The 14,932-nt window shown below is 60.7% G+C and carries 14 protein-coding genes, 1 tRNA gene and 1 pseudogene; 6 read left to right on the top strand and 10 right to left on the bottom strand.

Features of this window, described 5'->3' with window-relative positions; translation table 11 throughout:
- Positions 1 to 6: 6 nt before the first annotated feature.
- From coxB to NKI17_RS25425, 5 genes and pseudogenes are all read right to left on the bottom strand, one after another.
- Positions 7 to 822, bottom strand: coding sequence for a cytochrome c oxidase subunit II (gene coxB, locus NKI17_RS25445; RefSeq protein WP_352906954.1), 816 nt, complete (start codon positions 820 to 822; stop codon positions 7 to 9).
- 168 nt (positions 823 to 990) lie between these two features.
- Positions 991 to 1,147: pseudogene (locus NKI17_RS25440) on the bottom strand (efflux RND transporter permease subunit); the annotation flags it as partial.
- Positions 1,148 to 1,189: 42 nt separating this feature from the next.
- Positions 1,190 to 2,536, bottom strand: a complete 1,347-nt coding sequence (locus NKI17_RS25435) for a PQQ-dependent sugar dehydrogenase (RefSeq protein ID WP_352906953.1) — start codon at positions 2,534 to 2,536, stop codon at positions 1,190 to 1,192.
- Positions 2,536 to 2,985, bottom strand: a complete 450-nt coding sequence (locus tag NKI17_RS25430; RefSeq protein ID WP_352568843.1) for a DUF2231 domain-containing protein — start codon at positions 2,983 to 2,985, stop codon at positions 2,536 to 2,538. Before NKI17_RS25430 ends, NKI17_RS25435 begins: the two co-directional genes overlap by 1 nt.
- A 131-nt stretch (positions 2,986 to 3,116) precedes the next feature.
- Positions 3,117 to 3,473 (bottom strand): SPW repeat protein, encoded by a 357-nt coding sequence (locus NKI17_RS25425; protein ID WP_352451366.1) that lies wholly within the window; start codon positions 3,471 to 3,473, stop codon positions 3,117 to 3,119.
- A gap of 493 nt (positions 3,474 to 3,966) precedes the next feature.
- On the opposite strand from NKI17_RS25425, the gene NKI17_RS25420 reads away from it, so the two are divergent.
- The 3 genes from NKI17_RS25420 (at position 3,967) to NKI17_RS25410 (ending at position 9,095) form a co-directional block, all read left to right on the top strand.
- Positions 3,967 to 5,061 (top strand): glycosyltransferase family 4 protein, encoded by a 1,095-nt coding sequence (locus NKI17_RS25420; protein ID WP_352451365.1) that lies wholly within the window; start codon positions 3,967 to 3,969, stop codon positions 5,059 to 5,061.
- Between the two features lie 237 nt (positions 5,062 to 5,298).
- On the top strand, positions 5,299 to 6,165 hold the full coding sequence (locus NKI17_RS25415) for a class I SAM-dependent methyltransferase (RefSeq protein WP_023678894.1): 867 nt from the start codon (positions 5,299 to 5,301) through the stop codon (positions 6,163 to 6,165).
- A gap of 350 nt (positions 6,166 to 6,515) precedes the next feature.
- Positions 6,516 to 9,095: a bifunctional diguanylate cyclase/phosphodiesterase gene (locus tag NKI17_RS25410; RefSeq protein WP_036239064.1), complete on the top strand. Its 2,580-nt coding sequence runs from the start codon at positions 6,516 to 6,518 to the stop codon at positions 9,093 to 9,095.
- A gap of 88 nt (positions 9,096 to 9,183) precedes the next feature.
- Here the strand turns inward: NKI17_RS25410 and radC are convergent, their stop codons facing one another.
- Both radC and map read right to left on the bottom strand, forming a co-directional pair.
- Complete coding sequence (radC, locus tag NKI17_RS25405) at positions 9,184 to 9,930, bottom strand: RadC family protein (protein ID WP_352568841.1); 747 nt, start codon at positions 9,928 to 9,930, stop codon at positions 9,184 to 9,186.
- 52 nt (positions 9,931 to 9,982) lie between these two features.
- Positions 9,983 to 10,810 (bottom strand): type I methionyl aminopeptidase, encoded by an 828-nt coding sequence (gene map, locus NKI17_RS25400; protein ID WP_352454462.1) that lies wholly within the window; start codon positions 10,808 to 10,810, stop codon positions 9,983 to 9,985.
- A 294-nt stretch (positions 10,811 to 11,104) separates the two neighbouring features.
- Between map and NKI17_RS25395 the strand changes: the two genes are divergently transcribed.
- Positions 11,105 to 11,401: a DUF982 domain-containing protein gene (locus NKI17_RS25395; RefSeq protein ID WP_023678889.1), complete on the top strand. Its 297-nt coding sequence runs from the start codon at positions 11,105 to 11,107 to the stop codon at positions 11,399 to 11,401.
- Between the two features lie 205 nt (positions 11,402 to 11,606).
- On the opposite strand, the gene NKI17_RS25390 is transcribed toward NKI17_RS25395, so the two are convergent.
- Positions 11,607 to 12,095, bottom strand: a complete 489-nt coding sequence (locus tag NKI17_RS25390) for a hypothetical protein (RefSeq protein WP_352568840.1) — start codon at positions 12,093 to 12,095, stop codon at positions 11,607 to 11,609.
- Positions 12,096 to 12,312: 217 nt separating this feature from the next.
- Between NKI17_RS25390 and NKI17_RS25385 the strand changes: the two genes are divergently transcribed.
- Both NKI17_RS25385 and NKI17_RS25380 read left to right on the top strand, forming a co-directional pair.
- Positions 12,313 to 12,507, top strand: coding sequence for a hypothetical protein (locus NKI17_RS25385; protein WP_352568839.1), 195 nt, complete (start codon positions 12,313 to 12,315; stop codon positions 12,505 to 12,507).
- A 127-nt stretch (positions 12,508 to 12,634) separates the two neighbouring features.
- Positions 12,635 to 13,423: a DUF4145 domain-containing protein gene (locus NKI17_RS25380; protein ID WP_352635474.1), complete on the top strand. Its 789-nt coding sequence runs from the start codon at positions 12,635 to 12,637 to the stop codon at positions 13,421 to 13,423.
- A 67-nt stretch (positions 13,424 to 13,490) separates the two neighbouring features.
- On the opposite strand, the gene NKI17_RS25375 is transcribed toward NKI17_RS25380, so the two are convergent.
- Both NKI17_RS25375 and NKI17_RS25370 read right to left on the bottom strand, forming a co-directional pair.
- Positions 13,491 to 13,565 (bottom strand) — tRNA-Glu (locus tag NKI17_RS25375).
- Between the two features lie 174 nt (positions 13,566 to 13,739).
- Positions 13,740 to 14,852: a YcbK family protein gene (locus NKI17_RS25370; protein WP_352568992.1), complete on the bottom strand. Its 1,113-nt coding sequence runs from the start codon at positions 14,850 to 14,852 to the stop codon at positions 13,740 to 13,742.
- Positions 14,853 to 14,932 lie beyond the last annotated feature (80 nt).

Genomic DNA, 14,932 nt, shown 5'->3' with positions numbered 1-14,932 from the left:
GGTTTCCTACTCTGCCGAGCCCATCTGCTGGGGGGCGGACAGCTGCGCAAAAGTCTGCTGCTGGCCAAGCCACGCCAGATAGTCTTCCTGAGTATCGACCATGACCACGCCATGCATCATCGGATGTCCCTGGCCGCAGAGTTCGGCACACAGGACCTGGAAGGTTCCGGTCTTGGTCGGAGTGAACCAGAAATAGGTGACCGAGCCCGGGATCATGTCCATCTTGGCGCGGAATTCCGGCACGTAGAAATCGTGCAGCACATCGATCGAGCGGAGCAGCATCTTGACCGGTTTGCCTACCGGGAGGTGCAGGTCGGCCGCTTCCACTACGACATCGTCCTGGCCGTTGGCATCGGTGGCGATGACGCCGAGTGGATTTTCAGCGTTGACGTCGCGAGTGTCGGATGTGCCGAGCTTGCCGTCCTTGCCGGGGAGGCGGAAACTCCATTGCCACTGCTGGCCGACGACTTCGACCTCGGTTGCGTCACTTGGAACGTTAACGAACCGGCTCCAGACGAACAGGCCTGGAACGAGCAAAGCGGTGACCCCAACCGCGGTGACGACCGTCAGCCAGGATTCGAGCCGCCTGTTCTCAGGTTCATATGCCGCCTGATTGCCTTCCCGATGACGGAAGCGGAAGACGCAATAGGCCATGAAAAGAACCACGGCGGCGAAGACGACACCGGTGATCCAGAAAGTTATGATGATGGTGTTGTCGATATAGTCCCAGTTCGAGGCAATCGGCGTCCACCACCATGGGCTCAGGAAGTGGAGCAACACCGAGCCCACGACTATCAGAACGAGTACAAGCGCAACGGCCATGTCCCGGTTCCTCCCGGTATTCCAAGCGGCGCAAGCCGTCCCCGGGAAATACCAAGTGCATCATAACTTGATTTGCGATGAAAATTCTAGAGCCGGCTGTGGGAAGGGCAAAAATACCATTTCGGCGCTGGCGGTCCTTCGGTTCGGCGATGATCAGCGGCAGCGCGTGGCAAACATCGTCAGCGTCGAGTAACCGGCAAGGGCGGGCACGCCGAATGTGCCCGGCAGAGTCACCGGAACGGCGATCGTCGGGGATCGTCGCGCGCAGGTTCTGCAGGAACAGCAGCATGACGAAGAACGTCAGCACGATTGCTTCGAGCAGTGTCCGTTCACCTGCTCGACGCTCGACGAAGAGAGTGGAGCCAGTTTATTGGCCGGCAGATGTCACCCGCCAAACTGTGTTGCCGACGTCGTCGGCGATGAGCAGGGCCCCGGTTTTGTCGACAGCCAGGCCGACAGGCCGGCCGCGCGCCTTGTTGTCCTTGTCCAGGAAGTCAGTCACCACGTCGGTAGCGACGCCGCTCGGACGGCCGCCGCTGAATGGTACGAACACTACCTTGTAACCATTAAAACGCGTGCGGTTCCAGCTGCCATGCTCGCCAACGAAGGCGCCGCCGCGATATGCCTCGGGAAGGCTGGTTGCCGTATAGAAGGCCAGTCCCAGAGGGGCGACGTGGGAACTCAGTGCATAATCCGGAACGATCGCTTTTGCGACCAGGTCCGGACGTTGGGGCATGACGCGGGGATCGAGATGCTGGCCGTAATAGCTGTATGGCCATCCGTAGAAGCCGCCATCCTTTACCGAGGTCAGATAATCCGGCACGAGATTGGGGCCGAGCTCGTCGCGCTCATTGATCACTGCCCAGAGCGCCCCGGTCTGCGGCTCCCAGCTCAGGCCGTTTGGATTGCGCAAACCGCTGGCGAAAATGCGCGACCGGCCGGTGGCCCTGTCTACCTGCCAGATGGCGGCGCGGTTCTTCTCCGCCTCGATGCCGTTTTCGGCGACGTTGCTGTTCGAGCCGATGCCGACATAGAGCAGCGAGCCGTCGGGGCTTGCCACCAGGCTCTTCGTCCAATGGTGGTCGATCGGGCCGCCGGGCAGGGCGGTTAGCGGCGTCCCGGGCGCGGTGATCTTTGTGTCACCGGTGTTGTAGGGATAGCGGACGATGGATTCGGTATTGGCGACGTAGAGATCGCTTCCCACCAGCGCCACGCCAAAGGGGGAGCTCAGGTGGTCGAGGAATACGCTGGTCAGCTCCGGCTTGCCATCGCCATCGGTGTCGCGCAGCAGCGTAATGCGGTTGCTTGGGCCGCTGTCGCCGCCCGAGGTAACCCAGGATTCGATCCAGCCCATCACCAAATCCTTGGGCCGTTTGATCGGTCCGCCACCCGGCGCCTTGGACTCGACCACCAGGACGTCGCCATTGGGCAGCACGTAAAGCGACCGCGGATGCTGCAAGCCGTGGGCATAAGCCTGGATCTGCAGCCCCTGCGCGACGGTCGGCTTTTCGTCGTTCTTCCATCCGACCACGGAAGCGAGGTGCATGGGCGGGAAGAAATATTGGATCGGCTCCGGCAGGTTTGGATTCGGCCCTATCTGACTGCTGGGATCCGGGTCGTTGCCGCTGCACGCTGCAAGAGTGATCGCCGCAGTGCAAACGAGGACGGACACCGCGATGCGCCTGGTCTGACCGATGGAGCTTGCTATGCGCATCAATCCGCCACTCCGACGTGATGCCGGTACACCATGGACCAGCCCAGCCAACCAGTGAAGATGAGGATGAGCACGACAACCGCCGAGAGGATCAAGCCGGTAGGAACGATGGAGGTCCATGCATCGCGGGAGTGCACGAGCATGTTGATGATGGATAACGCCAGCGCCAGAAGATTGCCGAGCACGTGCGGCCAGGCGGGGGGCTGTGCCCTTATCAGCGGATTGGCCAGGAAATCGATCAGCCCCGCGATCGCTGCTAGGCAGCCCATGATCACGCCGACGGTAACCAGCCAAGCGGAGAAGTCAGCCCACATCATCTCCGCTGTTCGCCAATAGGCTAGATCCGTCAGCAGGGTGCCGACGAAGCAGGCGATCGGAAATGGCACGAGCATCGGATGAATAGGATGTCCCGCAATCCTGGCCGTCGAACGCGGATTGTCACCGACCATAATGCGCCATCCTTCCTATTCTCGTCCAAACAAACGCCGCCTGCCCGGCCTCCGGCGGCTGTTGCCGAGAGACCGGCAGACGACCGATAGATCCGTCAGGCCCAAAAAAGGGCGCTGGCTGGCTGCGCCTGTTAGGCGGCGGACTGGGTCGGCGGGTTCTGATACATCATCCAGAGCTCGATCGCCGCCAGCACGGCGACCAGAATGCCGATCACGACATGCACGGTCATCGCCGTGGTCGCCTGGAATCCAAGCACCCAGGGCGATGCGAGAACCCACAGTCCGACGACCAGGTTCACCCACTCTTCCCACACGGCAAATGCTGCGAGGGCGGCAACCGAAAGCACGACAATCAAGATTCCGCTGCCGAGGGCGTTCTGCGTCTGCGGGCCTGCCGCAAAGGTGAAGATCCAGGGGGAGAAGAACAGAATTGCCCCAAGGATCAGGTTGGCTACGTCACAGAGCCTGGCGTTTGTCCACTGGTTCATGGCATCCTCCATAGGGAGCGTTTATGGCTCCCGAGTTCGGCAAGGTGGTGCCTGAGTTCGGCGAGATGCGCCCGAAGCCGCTCACTCCGTGTCACGGTAGTGCCCTGCCCGGCTGGAATTCCGCATCTGGCGGTACTCCAGCCAAATCCGGCTATCTAACTGAATTCCGGGCTTTATGTTCCATTCGGCACCGGCACGCCTGGATCACTTGGTGGTGATCGAGCGATCCAAAGCTGCCTGTCAGGGGGCGGCGGGGCGGCGGCGCGTAGCTCATTCTGTCTTTTTATCGAGCCGGTGAAACATTTCTCATGGATCGCAGTTCTTGGATGCAGAGGAGTTGAATAAGGGCAACCTGATTGCACGGGAGGAGCACGGACGGCACAACTATAAATACGCTCTGCATAGAATACTTCGCAACTGGAAGCTCTCGCTTGTCTTGGTTGCCGCCGAAGCTTGTTTGAAAGACGGCGGTCGCCGCCGAAAAGATTTCTAAATGAAAATAGCCCAGATCGCACCGCTAACCGAATCCGTGCCGCCCCGAACCTACGGTGGAACGGAGCGAATTGTTTCGTATCTGACCGAAGAACTTGTCCGACAGGGCCACGAGGTGACGCTGTTCGCCAGCGCCGATTCTCGTACCTCAGCCGAGCTGGTGCGGTGTTGCGACGTCGCGCTGCGCCTGAACCCCAGGGTCCAGGACGGTGGTCCGCACCATGTTATGATGCTTGAACGGGTGCGCCGGCGAGCCGATGAATTCGACGTTTTACATTTCCACGTCGATGTCCTGCACTTCCCCATAATTCGGGATTTTGCCAGACGAACGGTTACCACGCTTCACGGCAGGCTCGACCTGCCCGATCTGGCGCAGCTTTATGCGATGTTCGACGACGTTCCCCTGGTCTCGATCTCCTTCGACCAGCGCCGGCCCATGCCGCCCGTCAATTGGGTTGGAACCGTGCATCACGGCCTGCCCCGCGATCTTCTGCCATTCCACCCGAACACCTCTGGCTATCTTGCGTTTCTCGGTCGCATCTCGCCGGAAAAGGGGCCGGAAGCGGCCATAGAAATAGCAGCGCGGGCCGGGTTTCCCCTGAAGATCGCCGCCAAGATCGACAAGGTGGACCAGTCGTTCTGGAAGGAAAGGGTCGAGCCGCAAGTGCTGCGGCATTCGAACGTGGAGTTCATTGGCGAGATCGATGAGCGGCAAAAGGCGGATTTTCTGGGCAATGCGATAGCGCTTTTGTTTCCGATCGACTGGCCGGAACCCTTCGGGCTCGTAACGATCGAAGCAATGGCCTGCGGTACGCCGGTGGTTGCGTTCCGGCGTGGCGCCGTCCCGGAGATCATCGATGACGGTGTGTCCGGATGGATCGTGGATACGGTGGAGGAAGCCGTGGGCGCGCTCCGGCGCATAGACAGCCTCGATCGCGCACGAGTGCGGCAGACGTTCGAGAAGCGGTTCACGGTCGAGCGCATGTGCAGCGATTATGTGGCACTCTACCGAGCACTCACGAGCGGCACGGCAGACGCAGTTGCCCCCACAAACGAGCTCTCCAGAAATATCGCGATGGTGGCTGTGCCGGGCTGAGGAACCGACTAATCCACATACAGACCACGACGGCGGAGTCCGGGAGCGCCTGCGGGGTCCTGTCGCCGGGCGCGGCGATCGCGCCAGAAGCCTTTGATCAGCAGCAAGCCTTCCCGGGGCTGATGCTTTCGCGAGCGGCGGCGCACTGCCGCCCGGTCCGGATTGACGCGCGCTACTTTCGCTGCAAAGGTGCTTTAACGACTTGTTTACCATGCGTCAGTCAGGGGTGGGGGGAATTTGGAACGCTTTCTGGGCGCGAACCGCCTTAATTGGGATGATCGGGCCGAACTGCACTCGACCGACACAACGGGCAGCTACCACATCGAGAATGTGCTGGCCGGCGGATCCAATCTCTATGAGCTGGAAACACGCGAGCTCGGCGATATCGCCGGCAAGGATATCGTCCACCTGCAGTGTCACATCGGTCTTGACACGATCAGCCTGAAGAATCTCGGCGCAGGCAGCGTGACCGGGCTCGACTTTTCACCGACGGCGATCGTGGCGGCGCGGGATTTTGCTGCGAAGGCAGGCACCGACGTGCGCTTCGTGGAAGCGCCACTGTTCGAGGCGGTGGAAGCGCTCGGCCGGACCTTTGACATCGCTTACGTTACTTGGGGCTCGGTAAACTGGCTGGACGACGTGTTCCGTTGGGCGCGGGTGGTTGCCGATCTTCTGCGACCCGGCGGCCGCCTCTACATGGCCGAGGGCCATCCATTGATGTTTCAGTGCGATCGAAAGGCCGCGGCCCTGGAATTGAAGCACGACTGGCGAACGCCGATAGCTCGGCCGCTCGCCTGGAACGAGGAACTGACCTACACCGGCGATGATCGCATCTTGAAGCATCCTCGCTATTATGAATGGATCCACCCGATCAGTGACGTGGTGAATGCGCTGATTTCAGCTGGTCTGACGCTCGATTTTCTCAATGAGCATGATACGGTTTCGTGGCAGCACTTTTCATTTGCCGTGCGCGCCGGCAAGGATATGTACGGCCTACCCGAGAACTCTCCCAAGATACCGATGGCCTATTCCATTGGCGCGACGAAGCGCAGCGTCGGCAAGATACCATACCTTGTGTCTCCCAAGGCGATTGAGGGGCACTAGTCCAAGGTCAACGCTCCAGAGTACTCGGGTCGGAGCGTCGAAATGTGCAATGGCGCTCGTGCGCCTCGATCTTCCGAGCAAGGCTGATCTAGCTGGCGTTTCATGTTGGTCCGCATCGTGCAGCCCGCCTTCAGCATCGCTGTCGGTATCGCAGCCGGCGTCAGCCGTCGGAAAATGAAATTTCTCAGGAGTATGAAGGTCAAATTAAACATTGAAAGCTAATGTTCCTCATCGGGTCGACCCCGAGAACCTGAAAATGGCACTTGAGGAATCGCCTATTGGCTTTTTTCCGCGCTAGGTTCAACGGCATCAAGGAGGCCGTCTTTTCGTCGGCAAATATTCCGGCGGCGATCGCGTTTGTCGTCATCCTTGTCAGCGCAGCGTTCGCGGAGCACCAGAACAAAATCGTCTCGGACCAGGCCGTCCGTGCGGACGTGCTGACCAAGGTCAATCTCATCCGCGCCAAGCTCGAAGGCAATATCAACGGAAACCTTCAACTCGTGCGTGGACTGGTCGCCGCGGTCGTGACCGAGCCCTATATGGGACAGCAACGCTTCGCCTCGCTCGCGAGCAATCTGTTTGGCGCCGACTCGCAATTGAACGATATTGCCGGCGCGCCTGATCTGGTCGTTTCCCTTATGTATCCGATGGAGGGTAACGAGCAGGCGATGGGTCTGGACTACCGCAAGAACGAGCGGCAGCGTGCGGCTGCGCTAAGGGCGCGAGACGAACGCAAGCTGGTGCTTGCCGGTCCCGTCGACCTGAAACAGGGAGGACAAGGCTTCATCGGCCGCTTTCCGGTCTTCGTGCCGAGCGCTGGCAATACGGAAAGGTTCTGGGGTATCATTTCCGCCGTTGTCGACGTGCAGCGCCTTTACAGAGCGAGCGGCTTGCTTGACGACGATCTCGGGATCGACGTAGCGCTGATCGGCAGGGACGCCCTCGGTCACCGAGGTGGTCAATTCTACGGCAATGAGGAGATCAGCAAAAGCGATCCGGTGACGGCTGACGTTTTGCTTCCTTCCGGCTCGTGGCAGCTCGCGGCCATTCCCAAAAACGGCTGGCCTTCGACGCCAAGCAACGCATGGTTGTTGCGCGCGATCATGGCGACGGCCGGAGCCTTGGTTGTGTTCCCTTTCCTGGTCACAGGCCGCCTGATTGGCGAAAGACAGCGCAATTATGCGGAATTGCGTCGATTGTCACGACGCTTGGAACTCGCTCTGGAAGCTTCGGCTATTGGGGTTTGGGAACACGATCTCGCGACCAACGAGCTTACGTGGGATGATCGCGTCAACGAAATATATGGCAAACCAACCGGCGAGCACCGGGGCTACCCAGACTGGGCGGGAGCAATCCACCCAGATGATTTGGCTGGCGCCAACGCGGACTTCGACAGGGCGGTGGCCAGCGGACGACCATATTTGTCGGAGTACCGGATTGTGCGTCAGGATGGCGAGATCCGTCATGTCCGGTCCAAGGCGATCCTCTACCGGGTCGCAAACGACACCCCAAAAATGATCGGCGCGGAATGGGACGTGACTGCCGACGTCCTGCTGAACAAGGATCTGGTTCGTGCAAAACAGCTGTCCGAGTCGAAAAATGCAGAACTCGAGTCGGCCAAAGCGCGCATAGAGCACATCGCGCTTCATGATTCGCTGACCGGCTTGCCCAACCGGCGTTACCTCGACCAGGTACTGGAACATTACGCGGCAAACGCCAGGCGCTCAGGCGGGCACGCGGCACTGCTTCACATAGATCTGGATCGGTTCAAGCACATCAACGATACGCTGGGCCACGCCGCCGGTGACGCGATGCTGGTTCACGCGTCAACCGTGCTCAGGTCGAAGGTCGGCGACGAGGGATTCGTCGCCCGTATCGGGGGAGACGAATTCATCGTTCTGTGCGTGGTGCGCGACGATACCAAGCAACTGGCGCTGCTCGCCGACCGCATCATCAGCCAGATGCGCGAACCCGTCTACTATCAGGGTCATCGATGCCGTTTTGGTGTCAGCGTGGGAATCGCTGTCGATAACGCAAAAGATGTCGAAGCCAAACACCTGCTGGTGAACGCCGATATCGCGCTTTACCGAGCAAAGGGGCGGGGCCGCAATCGATACGAATTCTTCACCGACGCGATGCAAAGCGAAATCGTCGATACTAAGCGGATTGCCGACGAAATTCTCGGCGGCCTCGAGCGCAACGAGTTCATCCCCTTCTACCAGCCCCAATTTGACGCAAAGACGCTCGAAATCGTTGGGGTTGAGGCGCTGGCGAGGTGGAAACATCCAATAAAGGGTATTTTGGCGCCCGACATCTTCCTGAGGATTGCAGAAGAACTGAACGTCGTCTCGATTATCGACCAAGCCATATTGAAGCAATCGCTTTCGGATTTCGAAGAGTGGTCCGCTGCAAAACTTCACATTCCGCGGGTGTCGGTCAATGTCTCGGCCAGGCGCCTTCAAGACGAGGAGCTCATCAAGAGCCTGCGAGAACAAAATATCAAGAAAGGAACAGTTTCGTTCGAGCTTGTTGAGTCGATTTTCCTGGACGAGAACGACGACCTTGTCACCTGGAATATCGAGCAGATAAAAGAGCTGGGGATTGACGTCGAAATAGACGATTTTGGTACCGGCTACGCTTCGATGGTCAGTTTGCTGAAGTTGCAGCCGCGCCGGCTGAAGATAGATCGGCAGCTGGTCACCCCAATCGTCAAATCTCCGCAGAGAAGGCAGGTTGTCTCGTCGATCATTGAAATCGGCAAGTCGCTGGGTATCGAGGTCGTGGCGGAAGGCGTCGAGACGATGCAGCATGCACGGCTACTCAAGGGCCTGGGCTGCGACATATTGCAGGGTTATGCCTTCGGCCACGCATTCGATTCCGAGGGACTTAAGACCTTTGTCCGATCGCGACGCCTGCGCACGGCCAGCTGAGCCTCGGCGCCAGAATTTATCGAGCCGACCGCCTTGACGTTGCGGTACAGAGGCGCACAGCGGACAAAGCTGAAAACAACGCCAAACCTCAGATCAGCAGCAGGCCCTTCATGCTGGAGTGGCCTTTCCTGCCGATGATGATGTGGTCGTGAACGGCAATGCCAAGCGGTTTGGCCGTTTCTATGATCAGCTTGGTCATCTCGATGTCGGCGCGCGACGGCGTCGGGTCTCCCGACGGATGGTTATGCGCCAGAATGATCGCCGTGGCGGAGAGCTCCAAGGCGCGCCTGACCACCTCGCGCGGATAGACCGGTGTGTGGTCGACTGTGCCGACCTGCTGGACTTCGTCGGCGATCAGCGCGTTTTTCTTGTCGAGGAACAGGATGCGGAACTGCTCGCGCTCCTCGAAGGCCATCACCGACCGGCAGTATTCGAGAACCTGCGTCCAGGTCGACAACAGCTCGCGGCCGACGATCTCGCCGCGCGCCATGCGCTGCGCCGTTGCCGCAACCACCTTGAGGTCGAGCGCCACCGCCGGGCCGATGCCCTTCACCTCCTGCAGGCGCTCGACGGGCGCACCGAGGACCTCGGCCAATGTACCGAAGCGTGCCAGCAATGCCTTGGCGACCGGCTTGGTGTCGGCGCGCGGGATCAGCCGAAACAATAAAAGCTCGAGCAGTTCGTAGTCGGGGAGGGTGTTGGTACCGGCGGCGAAGCGCTCGCGCAGGCGGTCGCGATGGCCGAGATAATGCGGCTTGTCGGCGGCCACCGCCTTCGCGGGCGATCGCACTGGCCTTTCGGGAAAGAAGGCCCGCTCGTCATCGTCACCGTTCATGGCTGCCCCACCCAGCATTTGCCGGGCAAGGTAACGCCCGATCTGCCAGACACTAGGCCCGCAGGCCGGGGCGGTCGAGGTTTTTTGGCGACAGCGTGAAGATCTCGCAGCCGGTCTCGGTGACGCCGATCGTGTGCTCGTACTGCGCCGACAGCGAACGGTCGCGCGTCACCGCGGTCCAGCCGTCCGACAGCACTTTCACATGCGGCCGGCCGAGATTGATCATCGGCTCGACGGTGAAGATCATGCCCGGCCGCATCTCGACGCCTTCGCTGGCGCTGCCGTAATGCAGGATATTCGGCGCGTCGTGAAACAGCCGGCCAACCCCGTGGCCGCAGAAATCGCGCACCACCGAGCAACGCTCGGCTTCGGCATAGGTCTGGATGGCGGCGCCGATGGCGCCGGTTCGGGCGCCCGGCTTGATTGCCGCGATGCCGCGCATCAGGCACTCATACGTGACTTCGAGCAGCCGCTCCGCGGCACGCTTGATCGTACCCACCGGATACATGCGCGAGGAGTCGCCATGCCAGCCGTCGAGGATATAGGTGACGTCGATATTGACGATGTCGCCATCCTTCAATGGCTTGCTGTCGGGTATGCCGTGACAGACGACGTGGTTGATCGAGGTGCAGGATGATTTCGTGTAGCCACGGTAGTTGAGCGTCGCCGGAAGCGCGCCATGGTCCATCCCGAACTCGAAGACGAAGCGATCAATCGCTTCGGTGGTGACGCCGGGCGCCACAATCGGTACCAGTTCGTCGAGGCAGCGCGCGGTGAGATCGCAAGCCTTGCGCATGCCGACAAAACCTTCCTCGTCGTAAAGACGGATCTGGCCGGTGTTTCTGAGCGGTGCCGTGGCGGCGTCGAGATAGGTGACCATTTTTATCCGTCTTGCAGGATGCGGGGCTGGATGAGCCTCCGCGAGAGAAACCTTCCCAGATTTGGCACTGGAAAGCGCAAGGTTCAAGGACGAACTGCCGGCGACGGCCGAAGACCGGCGATATTCACGCCTGGGAGCATTCTCCTTGCCTCTAGCGGCCCATGCTTCGCCGGGTTCATTGACCACCGTAGTGACGACACATTTCTAGGCGAGAAGTCGGCCCAAGCGTTAGCCGCCACGGCAACTTTTTGCGACGAACGGCGCTGCTGCGGGGGTCGGTTCGGGAGAGATCGAATGGACAGACTGCAATTCGAGGTGCCGGTGCGGATCGCGCCTGTGCCCGGCCAGCCGGTCGAGGAAATCTACAGTGTCGAGCAGGCGCTCGATTTCCTGCAAACGTGGCCGGTTCGCCGGAAGGGACCAACCTACCAGGCCGCGTTCAATGCCTGTTTTGGCGCCACGGTAGACATCGTCGAGACCGAAGACGCATGGCGGGCCTTCATGGCCTTTTGCCGGGTGAGCGGCCTGCTTGCCAGGGACATGATGGTTCCGCGCAAGCGCGGCGGCGAGGCGAGGGGACTGCGGGCGTAGGGAGCCGGTTCGATTTCTGCCGGCGTTCCATCTGGAAGTTGACGAAGCGCTCCATGCGAAGCTCGATCATACCCGCGATCGTTGACATTTGGCGGCCTTTGCTTGCCGGGTGGGAAGGGTGTCTACAGGAGATGACGGCTTCGCACCGGCTTGCGCGGCTATGGCGGGCCGTAACCGGCGAGCGCTGGCGGTCCGGACCGAAGGCCTACAGCTTTCTGACAAGCTCCTTGCGTTTCGCGTCTCTGACGGTGTCGCTGTATCGGAACTCCGATTCCTTCGGAAAGCGAATCCAGACATCGTGCCATGCGTTCCGAGACGTGCCGCGCGCCACGTTCCTGACCCATTGAGACACCGAAGAAAATGTGGTCGCATCGCTTACCACATTCTCGGACTTGATGGTCGCGTAGTGTGTCTTACCCAGGTACTTCATGCGAAGCTCGGTTCCGTTGGGCAGGAACACAAAGCTCCACTGATGGCCGCGATCGGGGTCGCCGAACTCAGCTCCAGCAACGGCCTGCTCTGCTGCGAACTGGGCAACGCCCTCCCTGGTCCACACAAGCGGCTCGTCCCGCGTTCGCTCGATGAACTGTTCCACCTGATCGACGGCTAGGCTGACCGGGTCAAGCTTGCCCCCGGATCGAAGGATAATGCGGTTGTATAGATCCTGCGGGAAGGGAATCGAAACGTAATCCACCAGCGCTCTCCCTGTTCGAGTAGGGGCTTTATGGCAGAGTTAAAAATAGTAGTCAATCGTAGCTATGCGTAGTTATTTGCTGCGCTTTAGTGCCGTCTCACCTACTCCGAGCGGAAGCTCACGTTCGCGCTGAAGTCTCCCATCTTCCAGACGCCGTGAAATAACAGCGGCAAGCTCCGTGACCTGAGTGCCGAGCCCTGGGAGCCCCGGAGGAGAGATGCTGAGGCTGCGCTGGCGCCGCAGCCGCCATTGGGCGGAGCTCGACAGGATCGAGCGCATCTCCAAGGCGGTGGTGGACACCGAGCGCGGCGGCCAGCTGGTGGTCAAGTACACCGCCCAGCTCAGCAGCACCGAGATCGTGGCGAAGGCCGAAGCCGCCCAGCGGGCCGTCTCCGGGGCCATCAACAGCTGACTCCCATCGCTCCTTCCCCGGCAGCGCGGCTAGGGCCGCCCGCCTCGCGGCCGGGCGGCCCTAGCGTTGATTTCGTCTCTCGTCGGGTCTAATGCCGAGGGTCGGCATCGAATGAGAGAACGGCTGCATGTCCACGGAGACTCCTCCGACCGTCATCAAGGCGAACTGTTCGAGCTGCGGCGGGGAGCGCAACTGCGAGGTCCGCGGATATCACGATCAGCGCGGCGACGATGATTACCGCCACTGGTCAAAGAAGTGGTACATCCTCGAGTGCCGTGGTTGCGAACATGTATTTGCGCAGACATCGTTCTCCAGCAGCGAAGACTTCGAGGTCGTATATCTGCCGAACGGCGAAGAGATCTTGGATCACAATGTCTACAACGACACGTGGCCCGCACAGCTGAAGAGAAATCGACCTGACTGGTTTGCGAACGTGTTGCTGATAGGCGGGGACTTGAGTGAAGCTCTGACCGAGCTCTACGGCGCGCTCGACAACGACCTCAACACTCTGGCGGCCATCGGAATGCGAACGACATTCGATGTGGCTTCGGGCCGACTAGGGGTCAGTCAGAATATGACATTCAAAGAGAAACTGGGTGAGTTGGCCCATAAAGGCCACATCGGCGTTATCGACGAGAAGCGCCTCCTCGCGCTTGTCGAGGCGGGCAACGCTTCAGCGCATCGAGGCTGGAAGCCAAGTGGTCATGACTTGAACACGATGATGGACGTGTTGGAGCACTTTCTCCACGAGGCATTCGTCAGGCCGGCGCTTAATTCGCACCTCGATGCCAAGATCGATAAAATGAAGAGCCTTGTTCCGCCGAGAGCCACCATAAAATTTCCCGCAACTCCGCCCCTCAGCGTACCTGACGCGAATCCCCCCGCGCCATCCACACTGCCGCCCATATTACCCTAGAATCAGCCTGCGAAGGCGAGAGGGACCGCGATGCATCCGGTAAGTACCTGATTTCTTGTGGATTTTCTGGTACGCCCAAGGGGAATCGAACCCCTGTTACCGCCGTGAAAGGGCGGTGTCCTGACCGCTAGACGATGGGCGCGCTCAGATGTGAGCGCTTATAGTTGCGTCGCGACAAACCGGCAACCCGTCTGCCGCCGGCTGCGACAACTTTTTTCCTTTGGCTCCAAACCGCGTCTTTCCGACAGCCAAGCTGGTTTTTGCGGCATGATGCAACGCCGCCGAAGGGCCTTCGCGGTGACGGAAGATCCTCGCCCTAGCCGCGCCTGCGGCAACGCCAGTTCCAGTCGCGCTCCGGTCCGACATCGACGTGAACGGATTCGGTGTGGCAGTAGGTGCCGACGCCGCCGCGGCCCGGCATGGTGCGGATGTAGCTCGCCAGTTCCCACTTCGAGACGCCGGGGACCTGGATGTCGGCGGCGGCGCAGTACATGTGCAGCGAATTCTTGGCGCCGTTGGCGCGGCGGTTGCGGGCTGGGTCGCGATAGCCGGAGGTGACCGTCATCTTGCGGCCGTAATGGCCTTCGATCGTCTTCAGCACGCGAACCAGCGACGGCTTCAAGCAGGCGACATCGACGCTTTCGTTCTGTTTCAGAAGGCCGTTGGGTGCCAGCCGTGCGAGGCCAGCGGCGGAGGCGACCTGGTAGGCGCCACCCGAACCTTCGTCTTCGTTGAGATCGACGTCACTCTCATCGTCGAGGCCGGATTTGCGCTTGATCTCGAACAGCGCCGTCTGGCGCACGCCGGGCAGCGCATCGGCCGTGAAGTGGCTGGTATCGCCCGTCGACACCAGCTGCACCGGCTTTTCAGCCGGATTGGCCGAGGCCAGGGTAACGGTGGGTTTTGCCGCAGGCGTCGCCTTGGCCTGCACGACCGTTGGCTGCCCGCCCGATCTGCTGTTGGCCGGCGATGCTGCCGAAGCGGGGGTGGCGCTGAACAGCGAGGCCAGGAAATTTTTCTTCGGTGCGTAGGCCTGTGGCTGCGGCATCTCGCCGGCGGTCACATAGACCGGGTTGTTCATCGCCGGCGCTGCGGCCTTGGCGTCGGGCTTCGATGCATCAGCACTGTTCTGTGCCACGGCCTGATCGGCCGTCTGGGCGTTTGGTTGCAGCGGCTGCGGCGTGTGTCCCGCGATCGTCTCGGCTGCCGTGGGAACGGCGATCGGGAAGCCGGCATCGGGCTTGGCCCCTGGCTTGGCCACTGGCACATAGGCCACCTGCTCGGGAAGGTTGGCGTCACCGTCGGCATTCATCGTCATTTGTGCGGTCGTCATCTGCGACGATGATGCGGCCGTGCTGGCCTGGGGCGCACCGGCGGCCGTGCTGATTTCGGTAGCCGAGGTATTATAGCCTGGCATGCCGACCGACATGGTCGGGTCGCCGGCCGAGGTGCAGGACGCCAGGAGCACCGAGAAAAGCGCCGCCACAATGGCGCGGCTTTCTCCCTTCG

Origin of the sequence: Mesorhizobium sp. M0816, assembly GCF_040320005.1 — a bacterium.
Classification (GTDB): domain Bacteria; phylum Pseudomonadota; class Alphaproteobacteria; order Rhizobiales; family Rhizobiaceae; genus Mesorhizobium.
Note: the sequence above shows the minus strand (reverse complement) of the source record. Positions and strands in the feature narration are given on the sequence as shown.